Source organism: Bacillus sp. FSL K6-2944 (assembly GCF_038005385.1).
Taxonomy (GTDB): Bacteria; Bacillota; Bacilli; order Bacillales; family Bacillaceae_G; genus Bacillus_A; species Bacillus_A cereus.
Window position 1 is genome coordinate 408,215 of the sequence record NZ_JBBOTE010000001.1, and the last position, 24,785, is coordinate 432,999.

Consider the following 24,785-nt stretch of genomic DNA (forward strand, 5'->3'; position numbering starts at 1 on the left):
AAATTGGTATATACCAATTTTTGAGATTTTCTATTCAAAATATTACAAAAAATGTTACAATACACTCAAATTTATACTATAAAATCATTTTAATATGAAAAATTGGAATGAAAAGAAAGGAGAGGAATATGAATAAAGATGTCGCTTTGAAATGATTATTATCATTTCATTAGGAGTTGAGGTAAAAAGATGAAAAGATACGAAGAATTGGACTCTATAAGAGGGATTTCTTCATTAGTAGTAATGATTGGTCATCATTTAATGATTTTTTCAGCATTTCAAAATTACAGTTATGAAGATAATAAACCATTTGTTGTGTATCTATTAAAAGAAACGCCTGCTCGTCTAATTTTTAGTAGTGGTAACGAATCAGTTATTATCTTTTTTGTTTTGAGCGGATTTGTTTTGTATGAATCTATTCAAAAAAACTATAGTAGCTATGGGTCATACCTTTTAAAACGTATATGCAGAATATATATTCCTTATATTGTGGCAATAATTATAGCTATTGTATGCCAGATTACAATTAGTGAATATGGTATTTCTTATTTAAGTGAATGGTTTAATCGCTCATGGACGATTGAAAGTTCTTCAAGCTTAATCGCACAACATATTTTATTGGTTGGGAAATATAATACAGATGCATATAACGGTGTGATTTGGTCACTTGTCCATGAAATGCGAATATCAATAATTTTCCCGTTAATTTTGATGATTTGCTTACGAAAAACGTTAAGGTGTTCATTACTATTATTGTTTAGTTTTAGTATATGTTCTGTCGTAATATTATTTTTGTTTCGCTCGGGCTTAACATTAACAAGCTATGCATTAACATTGCATTACACAGTACTGTTTTTACTAGGAGCACTAGTTGCGAAGTATAAAAATAATTTAATAGTTTTTTATAGTAATTGTACTAAAAACACAAAAATTGCATGGTTTTTATTTGCGATTTTACTTTTTATGTATGAAGGGCTTATAGGAGAAATTAAAGTGCTCAATAATTTTATATTTCGAGACTACGTAGTGGCGATAAGTGCATGTTTATTTGTCATATTAAGTTTGTCAATATCAACTTTGTCGTCCTTGCTACATAATAAATATTTGTTATATTTGGGGAAGATTTCTTACAGTCTTTATTTATACCATATTATATCGTTGTTTTCCCTTATATACATGCTCCATGAAATATTACCGTTGCCTATTATTTTAATTTTTTCACTTGTTTTTTCGTTTATACTTGCAATGCTTTCGTATGTATATGTAGAAAAATTTGCATTCGGAGTCGGAAAGTATGTAACAAAACAAGTGGATAGAAGAGAGAAAGGGTTATCTGTAAAGAGTGAATTGCAGGATGTTATTCAGAAAAGGGCGGTGAAATAATTGAAGCAAGAAATGAGTATAAAAGATTTTCAACAATTACTGAAAAGAAGATTCGTAACGATTATTTTAACGATGTGTTGTTTAACCGCTTCTTTAGTTCTTATCTCTATGTATGTTTTAAAGCCGTCATATCAATATTCAACGCAAATTCTTGTTGGGAATTTAGATGAGTTTAATAAGGAAAATTCAACAAATAAAACACAAGAAAATAAGCAACTAGTAACATCGTATGTTGATATTTTAAAAAGCCCATTAATTATTTCAACAGTCAAAAAAACTTTGAAATTAGAGCAATCAAGTTATGAATTAGCACAAAAAATCTCGGTTGTGAATACGGACAACTCACAAATTGTAACTGTTACAGTAAAAGATTCCAATCCGAAAATCGTGAAAGACATTGTAAAGACATTGGCAGAGCAATCACAAAAAAGCTTTCAACAGTACACAAATGTACAAGGGGTGAAAGTATTAACTGATCCTGAGTTACAGGAACAGGCTGAAAAATTGTTTCCGAAATTTCAACTGATCATTCCTATTTCTTTAATTGTTAGTTTTTTTGTTGGGATAGGTTTAGCTGTATTTCAAGATTATTTTGATGAACGTATATACACGGAACAAGATTTAGAGAAAATAACAACAGTCTCTGTTATTGGTCACATAAATATGGAACCAAATAGAAAAAAGAAACCTGCAGAGGTTGATAAAAAATCATCTATATATCGAGGTGAACATGTCGATGTTTAGGACAAAGAAGCAGCTTCCATTCAATTTGCATGATGATCTGATGAAAGAGCAGTTTTATACGGTGTATCACGAGCTGAAAAAATCCGGAAAACAACTGTTCACAGTTAGTTCAACGAAGGACAGAGGTGTTGTTGCCTCGCTTATAGTAAATATGGGTCTAGTGTTTGCGGAAATGAAAAAAAAGGTGTTACTTATTGATGTGAATTTTTCTGACCCTAAACTACATGTATTATTACAAAGTGATCACATGATAACAGTAAACGATATAATAAGCTCTTCCTCCTGCAATTATGAATCTTTTTCTAGTAATTTGTCTAATTACTTATATTGTATTCCTGCAAAAAAAACAGTACATACAGGGACGCCTTTAGTTGCTATGGATGAATTTGATAATGCGATTGCTAAGTGGAAAGAAGATTTTGATTACATTTTCGTTTATTCTTCTGAAGTATTTGAACTTCCTGCTACGCACATTATTGCAGGGAAATGCGATGGAGTGGTTTTAGCAGTTAAAAAGCAAAAAGATTCATTACGTACAGTGCAAAAAGTAATAGCGGATATTAATAGGAAAGAATGTGAATTAATAGGTATAATTTTATATTCTTGAATGTGGGGGTAACGATCCATGATTCGTGAAACAAATCAAGCCAAGTTGTATACGATTCCGGCTCAAGAAAAGCCTAGCATATTGAATCGAAGTGTAAAACGCTTGTTTGATATTATATTTTCAATCATATTGTTACTATTAACAATACCAATTATGTTGTTCTTTTGTATTATGATTACCTTAGAAACATCAGGGGCTCCAATATACTTTCAAGAACGTTTAGGTATAAACGGGAAGAAGTTTAATGTATTTAAATTAAGGTCGATGGTAAAGGATGCTGAAATGAACGGACCACAATGGGCAAAAGAACATGATCAAAGAATTACAAAAGTTGGATTGTTTATAAGAAAAACGAGAATTGATGAATTACCACAGCTCTTAAACATTTTAAGAGGAGATATGTCTTTTGTAGGCCCTAGACCAGAGAGAGAGTTTTTTTATAATGAGTTTGATGCGTATATTCCAGAATTTAAGGAACGTTTAATAGTAAAACCAGGATTAACAGGATGGGCACAAATAAATGGAGGGTATAATCTTGATCCAAAGGAAAAGTTGAGGCTGGACATGGAGTATATTGAAATGAAAACATTTCGGATGGACATCCGTATTTTATGTAAAACCGTTTTAATTGTATTGAACGGTAATGGTGCAAGATAAATATATATGTAAACAAACAACATATGTAAGTAGGTTACTTGCAAAGGAGAACTTGTATGGGTAGATCTATTCTAAGCAATATTATCCATCTACTTTATAGTACGATTTTAGCTAACCTTCTTCAGGCCGTCAGTTTAATTGTTTTAGCAAACTTTTTTAACGCACAACATTATGGGATGTTTAGTGTTGCCATAGCAGTGACGTTTGTTATGTTATTTTTTACAGACTTAGGACTTAGTAATACGTTTCTTCGAGAAGGGGCAAAGGATGGAGCAGATTTAGAGAAGATTTTATCATCGTATATAAAAATAAGGATGATTCTACTTATTCTTATTTCTATAATCGGTTATATTGCTATTCATTATATGTATGCGGATAAAAATTTAATTTATATGATGATAAACGTAATGTTTTTCATGTTAATAGGATTAACTTGGCAAAACATAGGGATTGCCTATTTTCAACTGACGGAACGTATGAAGTATATAGCGCTCATAAAAGTTGTATCAGCATCAGTTGTCATTATAATTACATGTTTTTGTATTTTCGGAGAGTTACCGGTGTATGTAACAGCTCGCTTATATGCTTTTGGGTATATGATTGGTGGTTTATTCAGTATATATATCATGAGAAGAAAGACGAAAATGAATATGAAAGTCGTAATTCATAAAGCGTTATTTTGGCAATTAACTCCCTTTATTATTAGCGGTTTTTTAATAATGAGTACGCCACAATTAGCGCCTATCTTGCTTAACTATACATTGCCATTAAGTATGGTAGGTGTTTTTGCAGTGGCGTACCGGATGCCGGCAGCTTTATATCAAGTACCAGGGGTAATTGCAGGTGCATTTTTTCCGGTGCTCTTTAAGCATTATAACCAGAATAATATAGAAGAGCATACGAAATTAAATTTACTTCAAATTAAATCAATGGCGATTGTAGGAATATGTATGACGATCGGTTTATATCATTTAGCACCATACTTTATTTCTATATTTTTTCATGAAGAATGGAGGAATGCAGTAGAGCCACTCCAAATATTATCATTTCTTATTGTGCTACAAAGTTTAAATATTGCCATTGCTGACGGTTTAACGACGAGTGGATGTCAAAATAAGAGAACTGTTGTGCAGTGTGTAGCATTGGTGATAGGTGGGGTTATGCTTTATAGCTTTAGTAGTCTTGGTGAAGTGATAGGAGCAGCATACGCTATGGTTTTATTTGAAATAGTCGCTTTAGTGGGATATATAGCAGTGAGTGTAGTGAAGAAAAAGATTGTATTCCAAATTGTAATACCGTATACAATTTATTTTGGTGTAACCTTTATTGGAGTGCAATATATATTGCATACATATCATTTAATTGCGCTTGTTCTTAATATACTAATTGTACTAGCTGCCATATTCCTATATGATTATGAGCTAAAAAAACTTCTTCTTTCTTTTATAAGAAAAATACGCAAAAAGGATTATATTACGAAACAGGGGATATAGCCTATGGAAAATAATATGAAAGTATCGATGGGATGGATTATTCTTCTAATATTATTTGTTATGTTAAGTAAATACAATTTATATATTGGATTTTCATTGAAGATATATATGATTTTTTTAGTCATATATTTTTGTTTAACAATTAAAGACTTTCATATTCAAAAATTATATTTTCATGAAGTTATATTTTTACTGTTTTATTTCATTTATTGTTTAAGTGGAATTCTTTCTATGTATTTAAATGCTAGTATTCGTATGATTTTTGGCGTGCTACTCGTTTTAGGATGCTATTTTATAATGAGAAATTTATTGGGGAATACTGAAATAGTGGTACTTGAATCATCTATTGCTTATGTAGGAGTAGTATTTAATGTTGTAAGTCTAATACTCTATATAATCGGTTTACAATACTTTAGTTTATACGGTGGAGAAGAGAGAGAAATTTTTGCTGGTTTATTAGTGGATAGAGGATATCCACGGTTAATTGGATTGCTAGATGATCCTAACATCTTTATTTTCTATAATACAATATTTTTTATGTACTATATGACGAATTTACAAAATATCACTAACATTCTAGGGTTAATTTTATGTGTTACGACGAGTTTATTAACTTTTTCAAGGGGTGGTATACTAGCGCTTGTGCTTGTCGTTTTTGTATATATATGTATGTCTAGTTTCGCTAAAAAAATAAAAATAATTATAAGTTTAGTATTGTTTAGTGTAGTTATTTTTAGTTTATCGAATAGTGTAATGGGGGGGCAATTAGATGACATATTAAATAAACGAATTTCTGATTTTTCCCATGATAATGGAAGTGGTAGATTTACATTATGGGAAGCTGCTTTTAAATATTATTTATCCAATCCATATATCGGAATCGGTGCTTTTAACTTTTCGAATTATTATGAGTATCAATTTAATGAAAAATTATATGTACACAATACATTTTTAGAAATCTTGTCTGAATCGGGTACAATTGGTTTTCTTCTATATAGCGCGTTTTTATTCATATTAATGTTCAAGCTAGCGCAGCATACTTTGTTTCGTGAAAAACCATATCTTCTATTGACTATGATTGCATTTATATTTCAGATGATGTCATTGTCACTCATTATTAACGAAGCATTCTTTTTATTTTTAGCAGTTGTTGTGAAGTATATTTCAATATATGAAGGAAGGGGAAAGATAGATGGTAAAATGTCTATCAGCACATAATGAGCCGCCTTATGTTTCTGTAATAACACCTTCTTATAATAGTATGCGATTTATAGGTGAGACAATTTTATCTGTACAGAATCAATCGTATGAAAACTGGGAAATGCTTATCGTTGATGACGGTTCAACCGACCAATCTGCCACAAAAATTAAAGATATAATAGAAGGAGACTCACGTATTAGGTTATTATCATTAAAACAAAATGTTGGTGCTGCTAAAGCTCGGAATTTAGCGATCCAAGAGGCGAGAGGAAGGTACATTGCCTTTTTAGATAGCGATGATATATGGTTGCCGCATAAATTGAAGACACAATTGTTATTTATGGAAGAAATGAATATTGCTTTTTCATATGCGTCGTATAGTTTAATTGATGAAAACGGTAATGAATTAAATCGTGAAGTGAGTGCACCAAAATCTGTTGACTATCATTATTTAGTAGGAAATACAATTATCGGTTGTTTAACAGTGATGATTGATCGTGAAAAAATTCCATATGTCGAAATGCCTAGTATACAGCCGGAAGATACAGCGTTATGGCTGAACTTATTACATGAAGGGTATGAAGCAAAAGGGATACAGCAAGTGTTAGCAAAATATAGAATTGTTACAAATTCTGTTTCTAGAAATAAAATTAGAGCAGCTTTCCGGTATTGGAAATTGTTAAGGGAACAAGAACGACTGAATTCGGTGCAAATTTTTTACTATTTTAGTAAGTATGCTTATCATGCTTATAAAAAAAATAAAATCAATGTAGTTGGGAAGACGCAATTATGAATATACTGTTGATGACAGATAAATTGATAACTGGCGGAGCCGAGAGCTATTTTTGTAAATTGGAAAGTAATTTGCGTTATGATGATTTTAAGATTTATACAGCTGCAGGTGATGGAGAACTATATGAATCTCTTACTAGAAAAGAAAATTTTATATTACTTAGTCGATGGAATCATTTGAGAAATATTTATTATTTACGAAACGAAATTTGTAAACGAAAGATAGAACTTATTCATGCAAATAGTTTGCGAATGGTATTATATGCTTTTCTAATTCAAAAGTTTATTAAAAAAAAGATGAAAATTGTTTATACGAAACATAATGTAACGATATTAGAAAAGAAAATGCCAACGCTTTTTCGTTATTTCATGAATAAATATGTGAACAATATTATTACAGTAAGTGAGTTTGAGAAGAATAATTTAATTTCAATTCATGTAGCAGAAGAAAAAATAAATACAATTTATAACGGTGTCGATATTGAAAAGTTTTTATTCCAGCAGAAAAAGAAAGAATCTACATATAAAATAGGGATATTAGCTAGATTATCCAAAGAGAAAAACCATCAACTATTTGTCAAAATTGCAAATGTGTTGAAAAAGAGAAATGATTTTATGTTTTATATTGCTGGTGATGGACCAGAGAAAGAATCGATTATGAAAGAAATAGAAAAATATGGATTACAGCAAAGGGTGAAGATGCTAGGGAATATTTCAGAGCCGCATGAGTTTATAGGGAATATGGATGCTTTACTTTTATTATCTTTTCGTGAAGTGTTTCCAATGGTAGTAATTGAAGCGATGGCTACAGGGACACCAATTGTTTCAATAGATGTTGGTGGAATACATGAAGCGGTAATAGATGGAGAATCAGGTGTTTTAATATCTGAATATTGCGAATATGAATTCGCAAGTGCACTTGAAGAACTACAAGGGGATGAACAAAGGGTAAATGATATTAGATTGAAAGCCCGAGAGAAAGCAGTGAGGTATTTCTCGTTAGCTAAAATGATAGAAGAAACGAAAAATATATATGAGTTAAACAAATGACCGGGTAGGTCGTTTGTTTTTTTTATTATAGAAACTTTTAAGAGAGAACTCACATATTATATGAAAAAAGGTAATATGAGGAGTGAATTTATTTTGTCAGAATATATTTCTTCCCAAGAAGATTGTGCGCCAGAAAGTAGCGTTCACATTGATTGTTTTGGCGCAGTTCCAAACTCGGGAAATGATAGCTCATTAGCAATTCAGCAAGCTATTGATTATTGTGTAGCGAATCGAATTTCGACGGTTAGAATTACAGGGGTAAATACGTACAAAATTGTAAAGCCGATTGTTATTAAATCAAACGTAAGATTAGAGTTAGATCCTACCGTAACGCTGCAAATTGATGGGGATTTTAATGCATTTGAGCTACAAAGTAACGCTTCGATAGTTGGTGGTACTATTCAAGTTATAAATCCATTGTTTCAATCGGCTGTCATTTATGTTTCTGGTTCACAACAAATCGAAGTACCTAATCAATCTGTTATATCAAATATAAATATAATAAATACAACTCCATCGTATAAAGGAAAAGCTATACATTTTTATTGTCAAAAGGCATGGGATTATATTAGTTTCTTTCAAGTCAAATTTATTCAAATTAAAAACTTTCAAACTGCAATATATTTGAAAACAGAGTATATAGATGATATCAATACACCTTGCTGGATTAATGCCAATGTATTTCAATCAATATTTATTGATGGATGTGTGTATGGGATTGAAGTAGATGGAAATAGTGATTTGCCAAATGAAAGTTCAGGAAATACGTTTCATGATATTCAAGTGCAATGTAGACAACAAACGAAAAAAGCAATTCGTTGCTCAGGTGCGTATAATACATTTGATTGTATGATTTGGGATACGTACCGGATGAGTAGTGAACAAATTGTCATTGAATTTTCTTCTAATTCGCATCGTAACTACCTTTTTTCAAATTTACTTTCTACAACTATTGTAGATAAAGGACAATACAATGTTTGTAAGTCTACCTATGAAGAATCTCTTCGAATTCAGTTACCGATTACGTTAAATAAACCACATTTAATAGGGAATCAAGATGATATTTTAGTAAATGCTCAGCAGAAGTATACGATTAAGCAAGTAAGTGGGAAAGTGCCTTACGGGGGGAATCTCGCAAATTGCTTTAATTTAATAGATGAACAAAGTGTAAACTATATTGACGTTCCAGATAGTAATCCAGTTGTAATTGAACTGGATTTTACGAAAAAACCAATACAAATGTTAAATTGTTTTGGAATGTATTTTGGGTGGGGAGAGAGCCCAAAGAAAATTAAAATTGAATATGCATTAAGCGCAACTGGAAGTTGGGTTATCGCGTTGGATGTTCCATTAAATGTTGGCGATACAATTATATCGAATATGAAGGCGAGTCAGTTATATAAAGTTAGAATTACATTAAGTGGTTATTCTCAAGATCATAAGCGTTTTCGAATTAATCGTATTTTTGCAAGGTCTTCTATGGAAAATGGGAACGCTTGGTTAGCGACAACTGGCGGAAGAATGTTTGGAGATATTGAAATAGAGGCAAGTAAAGGTATAATCATGAAGACTGCTAGTGGAGTGAAATGGAAAGTTACTATTAATGAAGCTGGCCAACTTATTACGACTAAGATAACTTGAGATGTTGTTTAATTGTATATCCTTGGACGAGTTACAACGTAGTGGGATATAGGTAATGAAAAAGAGATTGTAAGTTGGTTTCAACCAAACTACAATCTCTTTTTTGTTTCAATTACTTCCACCAAATCCAAGTCCAAAGGTAATTTCGTACATTTCGAGGAGTAATGCGAATGAAGCGTTCACCGTCAAAGAAGCAATTTAAATTTGGAAGTGTTTCATCTGGATTTTCTGGAACAAAAGTGACGATGTTTTCGTTACTTGTAACGGTTACTGTAATTGGTGGGTCGGTAGGCGAGACTTGAAGTTGTAACGAAATATTGGCCGTATTTTTAAATTCATTATTAACAGGTGGACTTATTACTTGTACTGTGAATAATACGATAATTGTTTCGTTTGGTTCCAAATTAGTGGCAACTAGGAAACCGATATTCGGATTCGCTAGTGGAGAGCGTTCACCGTTAATAAAGACAGTGCCGTTTATAAATTGTAAACCTGCTGGAATGGTATCTTGTAAAGAAATATTTGAGAGTGAAATTTTGGAAGTATTTGTAATGCGTACCGTGTAATCAAAATATTGATTTAAATAAGCTGAGCTGACGGAAGCATTTTTCGTGACTGTTGCAGTTATAAATTGAACTGGTATACGAACGATATTTGAATTAACAATGAAAGTAATAATTGGATCCTGTGGTGTCAACTGAAAAGCAGCGGTAACTGTTGCAGAATTTATAATTGTACTGTTTGAAGGAATAGAAGTTGCGAGAACTTGAAATGTTATAGTTGCTACTGAATCTGCAGGTAAAGAGCCGATATTAATACCAGTGTCTGGACGAACATTTGTAACGGGAGTACCGTTAATTGTTACGCTGTTTTCTATAAATGTTGTACCAGCTGGAATGCTGTCTATAACAGAAGTACTGATTGTCGGAATTGGGGAGTGATTAAATACCGCTAATGTGAATGTAATGATATCTCCTATAACGATAATAGATTTGTCAGCTGTTTTTTCAATGTCAACCATCGGATCAACGACTGTCGTTGTAACGGTATTTGTTTGTTTTGTAACTGTATTTATTTGCTTTGTAATCGTAATAGGTGGTTGGATTAGACCGACAATAGGCGTATAGGAAATAGTAGCATCGTTATTGATTGTAGATTGAAGAGTAGAAGAAGAAATTGTCACTTGGAATGTAATAATAACAGATTCATTTGGAGCAAGATTTCCTAACGTAATACCATTTTCCGGATTCGCATTAGGTTGATTGATTCCGTTAATCGTAACACTACCAATAACAAATGTCGTATCTGCTGGTGCTGTGTCTACTAAAAGAAGGTCTTCGATAATGATATTACCATTATTAGTAATCGTGATGGTATACGTTAAAGTTTGACCGGGTAAGGCACTTGTGAAATCAACAGCTTTTATCGCAATGACATTATCATTTTGGACAGTAGTTGTGACGGTGTTTGTTGTAGTCGTATTTGTAACAGGTACGTTATTTGGGTTGACTATATAGTTAAAAGTAGTAATTGCGTTGTTGTTTAGTTCATTTGGTGTTGGAATAGAAGTTACAGTTACTTGGAATGAAACGATAGCATCTTCACCAATAGTTATAGTACCAATTGGTATGCCGCTTACTGGATTCACTCCTGGAAGAGTTTCTCTGTTTACAATGACGCTATTTTCTATAAACGTAGTACCTTGAGGAATAATATCTTGAATGATTACATCATTTACTGCAACATTACCGGTTTGATTTAGTGTAATCGTATACGTTAACGTATCACCAACCGTTGCAAATGCAAGGTCAACAGCTTTATTACTATTCAAATTTGCGTGATTAATTTCTGTTGCGGCAGCTGATGAAATAATAGTTTCGGTAATAGGTGGTCGATCTGGTACCGTGTATTCATATTCAATTGTACTCGTGTTAGAGATTGGATTTGTTTGTGGAATCGAAGTAACCCGTACTTGGAATAGAATGGTTGCTGTCGTATTAGGTGGAATAGTATCAATTTGTATACCGTTAAGAGGGTTGTCATTTGGCCGAGCGTTGCCGTTCACAATAACACTATTCTCTATAAAGCTCGTATTTGCCGGGATAATATCTGTAACAATAATGTTTTCGACTTGTATATTTCCGTTATTTATGATGGAAATTGTATAAGGGATGATAGTTTGTAAGTCAGCATATTGGATAGGTGTTGTTTTTGTCGCAATTACATTAGCGGAAATAACTTCAGTGAAGGTAATATTGCTAGTCGATATTTGTTCTTCCACGTTAATTGTATAACGAGAAGTTGATTGATTTTGAACATGACCGCTAGCAGGAAGAGCTACGACGGTAACAGAAAATGTGACTGGGATAGAAATGTTAGGAGCAATCGTTCCTACAAGTATACCTACACTTGGATTGGCGTTAAGCTGAGGAATGTTATTTACTAAAACGCTACCGTCAATAAAGGTTGTTCCATCAGGTATATTGTCTGTAAATACAACAGCAGTGGCATCCGTATTCCCTGTATTCGTTAAAGTTGTTGTATAAGTTAAAATGTCACCAATCGTTACAGAGGTTAAATCAACAGTTTTAAGTGAAACGATATCAGCATCATTAATTTGAACGAAAGTAGTATTGGAAGTAGTAGATTTTTGAATTGGTGCAAAGTCAGGATTGAAAATAAAGTCGTAGACAATGTTTGCAGTATTAGGTGTTGGATTTACAGTAGGTAAATTCGTAACGGAAACTTGGAATGTTATTGTAGTCATTTGACCTGCTGCGACATTAGGAATGGAAAAGCCGATATTCGGATCTGCTGCAGGAAGTACAGTATTATTAACTATTACACTTCCTGGAATAAATACTGTTCCATCTGCTATAGTATCTGTAAAAAAGATGGAATTAGTTGTAGCCGATCCATTATTTTGAATGAATACTGTATATTCAATGGTTTCATCAATAGTAGCTAATACAGTATTAGCAGATTTTGTAGCAATAAGAATAGCATCAATAAATTGTATGTTTGTAGCATTGGAAGAGGTCGTTTCTGAAATTGGTGGTGTGCTTGGTTCTGGTCGATACTCATAGTGAATGACGGCAATATTATTAATGTTATTTTGTGGCGGTATAGAAACTACGCTTACTTGGAACGTAACAATAATCGTATTATTTGGAAGAATTATATCAAGATTGATACCGGTAATTGGATTTTCGTTAGGTCTTGGTACGCCATCTACAAGAATGCTATTTGGAACGAATGTGGTGCCAGAAGCAATTGCGTCAAGTAGGAGAGTATTTGTAATAGGTATTGTACCGGCGTTTGTAACTGCGACTGTATATGTGATGATTTGACCGATACGTGTAATGGATCTGTTAGCGGATTTAATTGCACTAACATTTGCCGTTCGCACTTCAGTATTTACTGCATTTGATAACGATCTACGCTGAATAATTGGAGAACTAGGGTCAATTTGGTATTCGTACGAAGTGTCTGAAATATTAATGACTGTATTGCCCTCTGGTATATTTGTAAGTTGTACTTGGAATGAAATAGTGACTGTTTCATTTGGTTGTATCGTGCCGAGAGTTACTCCGTTTTCAGGATTCACGCCAGGCTGAATTACATTATTTATTGCTAAGCTATCTTCAATGAATATAGTATCTTCTGGAATGTTATCAATGAACACGATATTGTTAGCCGGAACGGTTCCTATATTTTGAAGTGTATTTGTGTAGGTAATCATTTGCCCGATTGATACGAAATTTACATCCGCACTTTTAACAGAAATAATATTTGCATTTTGAAGTGATGTTGTAACAATGTTAGAATTTGCAGAGCGATTTACTGGTGGGGCTGTAGGAATACTTACATATTGGTAAGTTGCTGAAGATTGATTTACAATTTCAGTTTCATTCGGTGGATTATTTGTTTGCACTTGAAATAGTATCGTTTTGGAACTGTTTGCTGGAATTGTTCCAATCGGTATTCCGTTTTCAGGATTTACACCTGGCTGAAGGACACCATTAATTGTGACACTATCGGGAACGAATGTAGTCCCAGCAGGGATAGAATCTGTGAAATTAATATTTATTGCGTCAACATTACCGATATTTTTCACTTCAGAAATATAAAGTATAGTTCCACCGATATCTACAGTTGTTGGATTGGATGTTTTTGTAATTGCCAATTGTGCTTGCACGAAATTTGTAATAACGATATTACTAGTAGATGTTTCAGTAATAGGCGGTTGCCCTGGGTCTGGTTGGATTGTATATGTTGTATTGGATTGATTTGTAATCGATTCTTGGGAGAATGAATCGTTAATAAGAATTTGGAACGAAATAAGGTGAGTAGCGTTTGCTGCTAAAGTAGGTAAAGTAACACCTACATTTGGATTGGCATCAAGTATAGTTGTTCCGTTAAGTGTAAAACTATTTTCTACGAATGTAGTATCTTGGGGGATCGTATCTGAAAATATGAGATTAGTAGCTGGAATATTTCCTGTATTTTCTAGTGTTATTGTGTAAGTCAAAATATCACCTGTTGTTGCTTGCTGTGCATTGACTGCTTTTAAAGAAAGGATAGTCGCATCCGAAATTTGTGTGAAAGCAGGATTAGACGTAATTGTTCGAGAGATGATAGGAGCAGTTGGATCGGCGATAAAAGTATAGTCAATACGGGCTGTATTAGAAATTGGGTTTACGCTTGGAATAGATTGAACGATAACCTGGAATGTTACAGTGACGATTTCTGACGGTGTGATGGAGTTTAATGGTATTCCTACGTTAGGATCAGCATCTGGAACGGAAACGCTATTAATAGTTACGCTATTCGGAATAAAGGCAGTTCCTTCGGGGACCAAATCTGTTAAAGTAACTGTATTTGCAGTAGTATTTCCGTTATTTTGAACGACTACTGTGTAAGTGATTGTACCGTCAGTAGATTGTACGAGAGAATCTGTACTTTTAATTACGGATAATGATGCATCAACAACAGCTGTATTAACCGTATTAGACGAGGATGTTGCTGTAACAGGAGGTTGACTTGGATCGACAATATACGTGTAACTTGTAAGTGCTTGATTTATAATTGCTCCTTGTGGTGGAATAGAACTTGCAAGAAATTGGAACGTAATAGTAGCGGAATCACCTGGTGCGATAATACCAACGGGAATACCGAGAGTTGGACTTGCATCTGGAAGTGAAATCCCGTTGAGCGTAACACTATTTGGAACAAATAATGCTCCTTCAGGAACTCCGTTAATGAGTAATACAGAGTTTGCAGGGAAGTTTCCAGTATTCGTTAATGTTGCTGTATACGTAATTACATCCCCGATAGACACAATTGAACGATTTGCTTGTAAAACAGTTGTAACAGTCGCGTTATTAATTTGTGTTGAAGCGCTATTAGAATTTATCGTGCCTGTAACAGGAGGAGAGGCCGGATCAACGATGAATGTGCATTGAATAGATGCTACGTTTGTAATCGGATTTGAAGGTGGAGTTGATGTAACTATGACTTGGAAAGTAACGGTTAAGGAACTATCCGAGCTAATTGTTCCGATATTCACTCCGTTATTTGGATTTGCACCTGGAATGGTACTTCCATTTACAGCAAAACTATTTTCAACAAAGGTTGTTCCTGCTGGAACTGGGTCTGAGAAATTTACATTCGTAGCGTTTGTATTGCCGCTATTTTGAATCAAAACTGTATAAGTGATCGTATCTCCAATATTTGCAAAGGCTGTATTAGCAGTTTTTACAGCTGAAAGTATTGCTGTATTAATAGAAGTAACGAAGACATTCGTTTCCACATTTCCAGGTTGAGCCAGTAATGCATTGCCTACGTTATATTGGAAGTTAACAAATCCTAAGTTTTGGAGTTCAGGTGTGAACGTTGTTGGATTACTTACGATTTGTACTTGGAATATGATTGTAACAGTTTGATTTGGATTGATTGTATTTATGCCAACACCGTTAATAATCGAAGCGGATGGTAATGGAGTGCCATCAACAATAACTGATCCTGCAACAAATTGTGTCCACGATGGTAAAGGGTCTGAGAATATAGCGTTGTTAGCAGGAATATTGCCTGTGTTCGTAATAGTCGTTGTATACGTAATCGTATCACCAATCGTTGCAAAAGTTTTATCTCCTATTTTAATAGTATTTAAAATAGCACTTTCAATTTTTGTTGTAACGTTGTTAGAAATAATGTTTTTTGAAACTGGGGGATTAGCTGGATTAACGATATGTTGAAAGCTAACGCTAGCTTGATTAGTAATTGGATTTATAGGCGGAATTTCATTGGCGATAATGTTAAATGCTACGATGACAGATTCGTTTGGCGCGATATCACCGATTGGAACGCCTGTAATGATATCTGCATTTGGGATGCTAGTTCCGTTCAGTGTAAAGCTATTCGGTTCAAAGGAAGTTCCGTCTGGAATAAGGTCGGTAAAAATAACATTCGTTGCACTTACATTTCCGCTATTTGTAATTGTAACGGTGTAGGTAATATCCTGCCCGATATCTACCGTAGATACATTTGAATTTTTTTGTGCAGTAAGGATAGCGCTATTAATTTGTGTTGTCGTTGTATTAGATTGATTGGAAGTTGTAATAAGTGGCTGGCTAGGATCAACGACATAATGATATGTGGTAGAAGCAGAGTTAGAAATGGGATTAAGTGTTGGAAGTGTAATAACAGTTGCTTGGAATGTAACGATTGCCGTATTACCAGCATTAATGGAACCAATATTTACACCAGTTGATAAATCGGCGTTTGGAATGATTTGCCCATTAGCTGTGAAACTATTTGGAACGAAACTTAAATTGCTATCAAGAATATCGATAATAGTTACATCAGTTGCGGTCACATTTCCGGTATTAGGAAGGTTAAGTGTAAATGTTATTGTATTACCAACATCCGCAAAAGTAAGATCTGCTGTTTTGGTGCTAATAATAGTTGCGTTGTTTATTTGAAGGAGTGTAGTGTTGGAAGTAGCTGCACTTGAAACGGGAGGATTAACAGGATCAACAGTAAATTCATACGTCGTTGATGCTGTATTTGGTGCTGGGTTACTAGGGGGAATATTGTTTACTGTAACTTGAAAGACGATACTATATATTTCATTTGGTGGAAGTGTTGCAAGTAATACACCTGTATTTGGATCCGCGTTAGGTTGTAAAACGCCATCGATAGTTAATGTGTTAGGAACAAATGTGAGTCCACTTGGTAATGCATCTGTGAATACAATATTAGTTGCATCGGTATTGCCTACATTGGTAATAGAAGTAGTATAAAAAGCAGTTTGCCCGATATCTGCAAAGGATACACTTTCATTTTTCGTCATAGACAATATTGCTTCGTTAATTTGGGTTGAAACAGGATTACTAATTGAAGTTTCTGCATCAGGCGGTGAGACTAATTGATACGATGTTGATGAGAAATTTACAATTGGGTTTTGGGTTGGTAATGATGTTACAGTAACTTGGAACGAAACTGTTACTGTAGTCCCGGCTGTTATTGTCCCAATATTCACACCGTTCGATGGATCCGCCCCACTTTGAGGAACTCCATTAATAGAAAATGTGTTTGCAATAAATGTAGTGACGCTTGGCACTGTATCTGTAAATATAACATTTTGTGCAGATGAGTTTCCATTGTTTGTTAAAACGACAGTATAAGTGAGTGTGTCTCCAATACGACTAAAGGATTTATCGACTTGTTTTAATGAAAGAATGTTAGCTGTATTAATCGTAGTAAACACTGTGTTTGAAGTAACGTTTCTTGAAACGATCGGTGCATTTGGATCAGCGATAAATGTGTAAGAAGCAGTAGCGGAATTGGCTACAGGATTTTGGTTTGGTGTAGAAGTAGCAGTAACTTGAAATGCGATAGATATTGAGTTGTTAGGAGCAATTGATCCGATTGTTATACCTGTATTAGGATCGAGTTCGATGTGTGTACTGCCATTGATTGTGACACTATTCGGAATGAACGTTGTGCCGTCTGGAATAAGATCAGTGAAAGTAATATTCGTTGCATTTGTATTGCCATTATTCGTTAGAATGGTTGTATAGGTAATGGTATCACCTAGTGTTACAATTGTTTGATCGACCGATTTTACCATCGTTATCATAGCATCTAGTACCGGGTTTGTAACAATATTCGTTGAAGTAGAAGTTGTAATAGGAGTTCCGTTTGGATCGACAGTATAAGAATATAAAATTGTGTCATTACCCATAATCGAACTTGAAGGGGGAACAGAAAGAACATTTGCTTGGAAAGTAACGGTTACTGTTTCACCAGGAGCGATATTTGGTATAGTTACTCCAAGTGCTGGTTGCGCACCAGATTGCTGAACCCCATTTATTTTGACTGAGTTTGGTATAAAGGTAGTGTTAGCTGGAATTGCGCTCGTGAAAGTAATATTCGTTGCAGTCGTATTTCCTGTATTTGTAATAGTTGTTGTATACGTAATCGTATCTCCAACAGAAATGATAGATTTATCAACGCTTTTTTGGGTCGTTAATATTGCACTATTAATTGTTGTCGAAACAGCATTAGATACGTTCGTTTGTGTTACGGCAGGTTGGCTAGGATCAACTACATGTGCAAATTGTACAGAACTAAAATTAGAAATTGGATTTATACTTGGAATGTTTGTAACAAGTACGTTGAGAGTAATCACGGCCGTTCCATTTGGGTTTATATTTCCAATCTGAATCCCGTTAGATGGATTTCCGATTTGCTGTGTACCAGAATCGTTTGTAAGAGTGCCAGATATGAATGTCGTCCCATCAGGTAAAGTATCCGTGAAAATTATATTTTGTGAAGTGACATTTCCAGGGTTACTTAATGTAATTGTATAAGAAATTGTATCACCAATCGTTGCGAAAGTTTTATCTACAGATTTGATTGCCACAATTTCCCCAGAATTTATTTGTGTCGAAACAGAATTAGATGTCGTATTTCGTGAAACAAGTGGTAAATTAGGTCCTGTCATAAATTTATAATCAATAGAAGCGCCGTTTACAACCGGTGAGTTTGGTCCGCCTGGTCCAATTGTGAAAATTGGATTTGGAATGCTAACTACTTGCACACGGAAGGTAACATTTATAAAATCTCCTGCAATAATATCTCCAATTGGTATCCCGTTAGCTGGATTTACTCCAGGTAATAAAACTCCGCCTACTCGAACGCTATCTTCTATAAATACTGTGTTATTTGGAATCGGATCTGTAAAAATGATATTCGTAGCAGTTGTGTTTCCTACATTTTCTAATAAAACTGTATACGTTAAAAATGAATTTCCAGGTGCTATGTCAGAAAATAGCCGATCCACACTTTTCGTTGCTTGAATAATCGCTTCGTTAATTTGAACTAAAGTTGGATTACTTGTAGCTGTTTCTGTCACCGGCGGCTGGGTAGGATCAACAATGATCGAGTATGTCGTGCTAGACTGGTTCAAAGTTGGATTTGTAACTGGTATTGAGCCAACGATAGCTTGAAAGCTAATTGTTGTCGTTCCTCCAACTGGAATTGAGTCTAAAGAAATCCCGCTATCTGGTCTAAATCCAAGTTGTGGGATGGTATTAATTTGTACGCTATCAGGAACGAATGAAAGTTCAGGTGGTAATATATCGATAAAAACAGGTGTGTTTGCGGCAGTATTTCCGCTATTGGTGAGGGTAGTTGTATACGTAATTGTATCTCCAACAGCAGCAAAAGCACTGCTTGCAGTTTTTGTTGCGATAACAGAAGCAGTATTTACTTGTGTAAAGGTTTTATTAGATTGAACTGTTCGTGAAACTGGCGGTTCATTTATATCTACAATAAAGCTATATTGAAGCGATGATTTATTCGGGATTGGATTAGGGTTTGGAAGTGTTGTAATGTTTACTTGAAAACTGAGTGTAGCAGATGCATTTGAATTTAAGTTACCAATATTGATACCGTTTTGTGGATTTGCATTCGGAACGGTTACACCATTTATCTTAAAGCTATTTGGGATAAAGGTAGTACCGTTTGGAATTGTATCAGTAAAAATAATGTTGTTCGCAGTAGTATTTCCGTTGTTTGTAACAGCTGAAGTGAATGTAATTGTATCACCAATTGTAGCGAAAGTTGTACTAGCGCTTTTATTTATTACTAAAGTAGCGTCAATAATTGGTGTAACTGTTGTATTTGTTACAGTGCTACCAACAGCAGGAGATTGGTTTGGATTTACGGTATATTCATAATTTACAAGAGCATTATTTGTTAATGTGCCACTAGGTGGTATCGCTAAAATTTGTGCTTGAAAAGTAATGAATACAGTATCTCCTGGCGAAATATCTGCCAAGTGAACACCAAGTGATGGATCTAATCCTAGTTGTGGAACATTATTGATCGTTACGGAGTTTTGGATAAATGAAGCTCCTGCGCCAAGCCCATCTGTTAAAACAGTTGCACTAGCAGGGATATTACCTGTATTTGTTACTGCAATCGTATAAGTAACAATATCACCAATTGCAGCTGTCGGTGTATTCACAGACTTAGTAGCGACAATAGTAGCGTTATTAATTTGAGTTGTTATTACGTTACTTAACGTATTGGCGGATGCTGGAGGTAAGTTAGGATCTACGACATACTGGTACGTTGTATTATTTTGGTTCGGGATTGGATTTGGATTCGGGATAGAATTTACTTGTACTTGGAATGAGATGATTGTATTTGCATTCGGATTTATTGGGTCGATTGCAATTCCGCTTGCTGGATTGACATTAGGCAGTGTATTCCCATTTACAGTAACACTATTAGGAATAAACGATGTTCCGTTTGGAATTACATCTGTAAATATTACATTTGATGCAAGTGTGTTCCCGTTATTCGTTAAAGTAGTCGTGTACGTAATAATATCATTTACGTTAGCAAACTGTTTATCTGCAGATTTAGTAGCGGCAATTGAGGCGTTATTAATAGTTGTCTGTACAGTGTTAGAAGCAACCATCTGCATCACAGCAGGTTTGGATGGATCATACGTATATTGGAATGTTGTGCTTGATTGATTTGTAATTAGGTTTACAGCAGGGATAGTTGGTACAAAAACTTGAAATGCAACGGTGCGTGATGAATTCGCTCCTATCGTACCAATTGAAATGCCAGTGGCAGGATTTGCGTTAGCTACAGGGACATTATTAATCGTTACAGTATTAGGAATGAAGAGGGTACCCGCTGGAATGATATCTGTAAACGTTACATTAGCAGCAGAGATATTCCCGTTATTTGTTAAAATAGTTGCATATAGTATGACATCACCAACATCAGCGAAGTTTGTGCTTGTGAGTTTTGTAGCAACGATATTAGCAGTATTAATTTGTGTAGTTACTATATTGCTAGCAGTGTTTCTAACGAGAGCAGGTAAGTTTGGATCAGCGATAAAGCTATATTGAAGTGAAGCAATGTTTTGAATTGGGTTTGGTGAAGGTAGCCCATTTGCACTTATTTGAAAAACAATCGTTGTAAAACCACCTGAAGGAATGGAGCCGACTTGAAGACCGGTACTAGGGTCTGCACTTTGTTGTAAAGTACCACCTATAAAAATACTATTTGGTACGATAGTGGAGCCATTAGGGATTATATCGGTAACAATAACATTATTTGCTGTAGTATTGCCAAGATTAGCTAAAGAAATTGTATATGTGATTGGTTGCCCGACATCGGCGATAGTTAAATCTACTTCTTTGACAATCACTACATTTGCTAAATTAATTTGTGTACTTACAGTATTACTTACAGATGTTTCTATAGTTGGTGGATCGCCCGGATTTAGAATAAAGCTATACTGTGTACTAGATGAATTTAATGTTGGGTTTTGTGTTGGTAAAGAGGTGACGGTTACTTGATAAGAGACAGTAAGTGAGCCATTAGCAGCAATGGAAGGTAGTGGAACACCTATATTTGGATCTGCGTTATTTTGGAGTACACCATTAATAAGAAAAGTGTTTGGGATAAAGGTAGTACCGTCTGGATTCGTATCTACGAAAGTAGGACTATCAGCAGAAACACTTCCTGCATTCGTCAAAGTAACAGTATAAGTTAATATATCCCCTACGGTAGCGAACGCTCGGTCCACTGTTTTGGCTGAAATGACATTTGCATCGTTTACTTGAGTAAATGTAGTAGTTGAAGTAGTGTTCTTACTTACAGGTGAAGCGTTTGGATCAACGATAAAGTTATAGGAGATGGAAGCGCTATTTGAAATAGGGTTTGGATTTGGAATGCTAGTTATTACTACTTGGAATGAAGCTGTAATTGTAGTATTAGCATTGATGCTACCAATATTGATGCTAGCTGGTGTAACGCCTGGCTGAGTAACACTGTTAACTATAACGCTGTTTGGGACAAAGGCGGTTCCATTCGCAATTGAATCAGATAGTAATACATTGTTTGCTGCAACATTCCCATCGTTCGTAAGAGCGAAGGTGTAAGTTAATACATCGCCAACTTCCGCAAACGTTTTATCTACAGATTTATTAGCACGGAGATTTGCTAGTCTAATTGTTGATGTAACAGAATTAGAATTTGCTGTTTTTGAAGTCGGTGGCAAACTTGGATTTACAGTATATAGATAAGAAGCGAAGGCGTTATTAATGATAGGATTTTGGGTCGTAATATTGATGACTGTTACTTGGAAAGAAAGGGTAACAGTAGCCCCACCAGGAATTGTGCCGATAGGTAAAGCAACGAGAGAATCTACATTTTGTAAAACTCCGTTTAGTGTTACAGTACCAGGAGTCAATATCGTTCCGTTTGGAAGTGGATCTGTTAGTTGCACGTTATTAGCGGCTGTATTTCCACTGTTTGTAATAAGGATTGTATAACTTATTGTTTCGCCAATTGTAGCAAATTGTTTATTTGTTGATTTTGTTAATGTTACATTCGCATTGTTAATTTGAGTGGAAACGAGATTCGAAGAAATATTTTTTGTAACAGGTGATTGGCTAGGATTGACAGTGTATTGATAAGAAGCGCTTGATCCGTTAGATACGACATTTGACGTGGGTATTGTGTTTACTACTACTTGAAATGCAACATTTTTTGTTGTGCCGCTTGTTATGGATCCAATGTTCACGCCGGTAGCGGGATTTGCACCCACTTGTGTCGTGCCATCTATTGTTAAACTGTTTAGAACGAAAGTTGTTCCAGTAGGGATGACATCTGTAAAAATAACATTGTTCGCATTTGTATTACCTGTACCTGTAAAGGAAACGGTGTACGTTAGTGTATCACCAATATCTGCAAAATTTTTATCTACTGCTTTTGTCATTGTTACAGTAGCATTATTCACTTGAGTGGAGACAATATTTGTCGTATCAGTCCCACTTACTGCTGGTTGATTAGGTACAGGAATGTATTGATATGTTGTTGTTCCACTATTTAATATTGGGTTTGTTTGAGGGATAGAAGGAACGAGCACTTGGAATGAAATAGTAGTAGTGGAATTTGCGGCAATTGAACCAATTGTTATACCATTAGCGGGATTTGCGCCAGCTTGAGTAACTCCGTTCACAGTTACACTCCCTGGAATGAAAGTAGTCCCGCTAGGAATCGGATCCGTATATATCACATTCGTTGCAGCGATATTTCCTATATTAGCTAAGGCAATACTGTAAGTTAATGTTTCACCAATATCGGTAAAAAGTTTGTTAACTGATTTTGTTCCATTAATATCTGCAAGGTTAATTTGTGTTCCAGCAGAGTTACTTGTTGCAAGACCATTAAAAGTTGTTCCTCCGGCGATTGGTGTATATTGAAATGTAATATTAGCAGTGTTAGAGATAGGATTTTGACTTGGAAGAGAAACGACAGTAGCTTGGAAAGTTACTATACGAGAAGCACCATTATTAATTGTTCCAAGAGATATACCAGCCGCAGGATTTGCATTTGTTTGTGGTACGTTATCTACTGTTACAGTGCCGGGTATAAAAGAAGTACCATTAGGGAGACTATCTATAAAAATAGCGTTATTGGCAGGAAGAAGCCCGGTGTTAGGGATAGTAACTGTATAAGTGAGAATATCTCCAATTGCAGCAACACTTTTATTTACGCTTTTCGTTGCTTGTATATTTGGGGAGTTTATATTAATTTGTAAGCCGACTGTATTTAACATATATGCATCTCCGTTAGTAGTTAAACGGATTGCAGCGGATACTTGTGAGTTTGTTAAATAAGGAGAAATATCAATAGAAGTAATATCCCAGCCCTGTCTTCCTGCGGAAATGTTTGTACCTGTAGAAGCACTTTGATTTCGCGTTCCAAATGTCCCAGTTGTATCTAAGTTTCCTGCAGCATTATTAACTTGAGAACCGAAGAAATTATTTATGGCATTATTTGGTCCAGATAAAGCATTTAATGAACTGAAATTTGGTCCAAATAAAGCTTGATCCCCGGTTAAATCTGCATCTCCTTCGGTAGAACTTAAAAATAATCTCCCACTTACTGGTCCTCCTGAAGGTGTTAAAAATCCAGAAACAGATACATCGGCACTACCAGTTTCTGCAGAAACACGGTTACCAGCTACATAAATGGTTAAGTTTCTTGCTGGCAATGTCCCGTTTTGATAAGCGACGATAAGCGTCCATCCAGCCGAATTAATTGTTCCATTAGAAGCATCTATAGGATCTACAAGTCCAGGAACCGCTCCTGTAGTATAGGAACCAGCACCTCCCGCTTGAATAAGAGTTGTTACGTCTGCTGAACGAGTGTAAAAGCCAAATGTAATAGAGTTTGAAACGAAAGTTTGATTTGAAGCCGTAACAGCTGAAGGAGTAATCGAGTATGTTGAAACAGGTGTTGTAAAAGAAACTGGGTTTCCTAATACACTCGTAATGTTTTGATCACGAGATAAATAGTTTCCACCCCAAACGAGTTCTGCGTAAAGAATAGTACTACCAGCAGGGATATTTAAAATAGCGGTAGAACTATTTTGTGTATAGTTTAATGTTGTACCAGCAGGAAAAGTAGTTACTTGTAAAGCAGTATTCGTAGTTGCGAATGCACCAATTGCCCCGATTGTACCAGCACGGTTTTGATTGCTGATTTTACTTAAGCCTAAAGTATTACCTGTAATAGCGAGTGCGCCGTTAGTGGTGGTAGAAAATCGATTCGTAATGGGCATGTTGTCACCTCATTTACAATATAGTCTTGGTCAAAATAACATATGTGTGTGA

The 24,785-nt window shown here is 34.9% G+C and carries 10 protein-coding genes; 9 read left to right on the forward strand and 1 reads right to left on the reverse strand.

All coding sequences use genetic code 11. The features are described from left to right. The first annotated feature begins 189 nt into the window (after window positions 1-189). The 9 genes from MHH55_RS02255 (at window position 190) to MHH55_RS02295 (ending at window position 9,567) form a co-directional block, all read left to right on the forward strand. Window positions 190-1,383, forward strand: a complete 1,194-nt coding sequence (locus tag MHH55_RS02255; RefSeq protein WP_000833054.1) for an acyltransferase family protein — start codon at window positions 190-192, stop codon at window positions 1,381-1,383. Then, on the forward strand, window positions 1,384-2,127 hold the full coding sequence (locus tag MHH55_RS02260; RefSeq protein WP_078186166.1) for a YveK family protein: 744 nt from the start codon (window positions 1,384-1,386) through the stop codon (window positions 2,125-2,127). Continuing rightward, window positions 2,114-2,734 (forward strand): CpsD/CapB family tyrosine-protein kinase, encoded by a 621-nt coding sequence (locus MHH55_RS02265; RefSeq protein ID WP_002100874.1) that lies wholly within the window; start codon window positions 2,114-2,116, stop codon window positions 2,732-2,734. The genes MHH55_RS02260 and MHH55_RS02265 overlap by 14 nt, the downstream gene beginning before the upstream one ends. Before the next feature lie 18 nt (window positions 2,735-2,752). Next, on the forward strand, window positions 2,753-3,391 hold the full coding sequence (locus tag MHH55_RS02270; protein ID WP_000617648.1) for a sugar transferase: 639 nt from the start codon (window positions 2,753-2,755) through the stop codon (window positions 3,389-3,391). A 56-nt stretch (window positions 3,392-3,447) separates the two neighbouring features. After that, window positions 3,448-4,884: an oligosaccharide flippase family protein gene (locus tag MHH55_RS02275; protein ID WP_139362394.1), complete on the forward strand. Its 1,437-nt coding sequence runs from the start codon at window positions 3,448-3,450 to the stop codon at window positions 4,882-4,884. 3 nt (window positions 4,885-4,887) lie between these two features. Next, window positions 4,888-6,102 (forward strand): O-antigen ligase family protein, encoded by a 1,215-nt coding sequence (locus MHH55_RS02280; RefSeq protein ID WP_000429874.1) that lies wholly within the window; start codon window positions 4,888-4,890, stop codon window positions 6,100-6,102. Beyond that, complete coding sequence (locus tag MHH55_RS02285) at window positions 6,077-6,877, forward strand: glycosyltransferase family 2 protein (protein WP_000237687.1); 801 nt, start codon at window positions 6,077-6,079, stop codon at window positions 6,875-6,877. The genes MHH55_RS02280 and MHH55_RS02285 overlap by 26 nt, the downstream gene beginning before the upstream one ends. Then, complete coding sequence (locus MHH55_RS02290) at window positions 6,874-7,926, forward strand: glycosyltransferase family 4 protein (protein WP_001023706.1); 1,053 nt, start codon at window positions 6,874-6,876, stop codon at window positions 7,924-7,926. Before MHH55_RS02285 ends, MHH55_RS02290 begins: the two co-directional genes overlap by 4 nt. Before the next feature lie 93 nt (window positions 7,927-8,019). After that, window positions 8,020-9,567, forward strand: coding sequence for a hypothetical protein (locus tag MHH55_RS02295; RefSeq protein ID WP_000006056.1), 1,548 nt, complete (start codon window positions 8,020-8,022; stop codon window positions 9,565-9,567). A gap of 112 nt (window positions 9,568-9,679) precedes the next feature. On the opposite strand, the gene MHH55_RS02300 is transcribed toward MHH55_RS02295, so the two are convergent. Next, on the reverse strand, window positions 9,680-24,733 hold the full coding sequence (locus MHH55_RS02300) for a DUF7507 domain-containing protein (protein WP_078186164.1): 15,054 nt from the start codon (window positions 24,731-24,733) through the stop codon (window positions 9,680-9,682). Window positions 24,734-24,785 lie beyond the last annotated feature (52 nt).

What these genes read in the sequence shown, in the direction of transcription:
- MHH55_RS02255 (WP_000833054.1), top strand. Translation starts at nt 190, where the DNA reads ATGAAAAGATACGAAGAATTGGACTCTATAAGAGGGATTTCTTCATTA.
- MHH55_RS02265 (WP_002100874.1), top strand. Translation starts at nt 2,114, where the DNA reads ATGTCGATGTTTAGGACAAAGAAGCAGCTTCCATTCAATTTGCATGAT.
- MHH55_RS02270 (WP_000617648.1), top strand. Translation starts at nt 2,753, where the DNA reads ATGATTCGTGAAACAAATCAAGCCAAGTTGTATACGATTCCGGCTCAA.
- MHH55_RS02275 (WP_139362394.1), top strand. Translation starts at nt 3,448, where the DNA reads ATGGGTAGATCTATTCTAAGCAATATTATCCATCTACTTTATAGTACG.
- MHH55_RS02280 (WP_000429874.1), top strand. Translation starts at nt 4,888, where the DNA reads ATGGAAAATAATATGAAAGTATCGATGGGATGGATTATTCTTCTAATA.
- MHH55_RS02285 (WP_000237687.1), top strand. Translation starts at nt 6,077, where the DNA reads ATGGTAAAATGTCTATCAGCACATAATGAGCCGCCTTATGTTTCTGTA.
- MHH55_RS02290 (WP_001023706.1), top strand. Translation starts at nt 6,874, where the DNA reads ATGAATATACTGTTGATGACAGATAAATTGATAACTGGCGGAGCCGAG.
- MHH55_RS02300 (WP_078186164.1), bottom strand. Translation starts at nt 24,733, where the DNA reads ATGCCCATTACGAATCGATTTTCTACCACCACTAACGGCGCACTCGCT.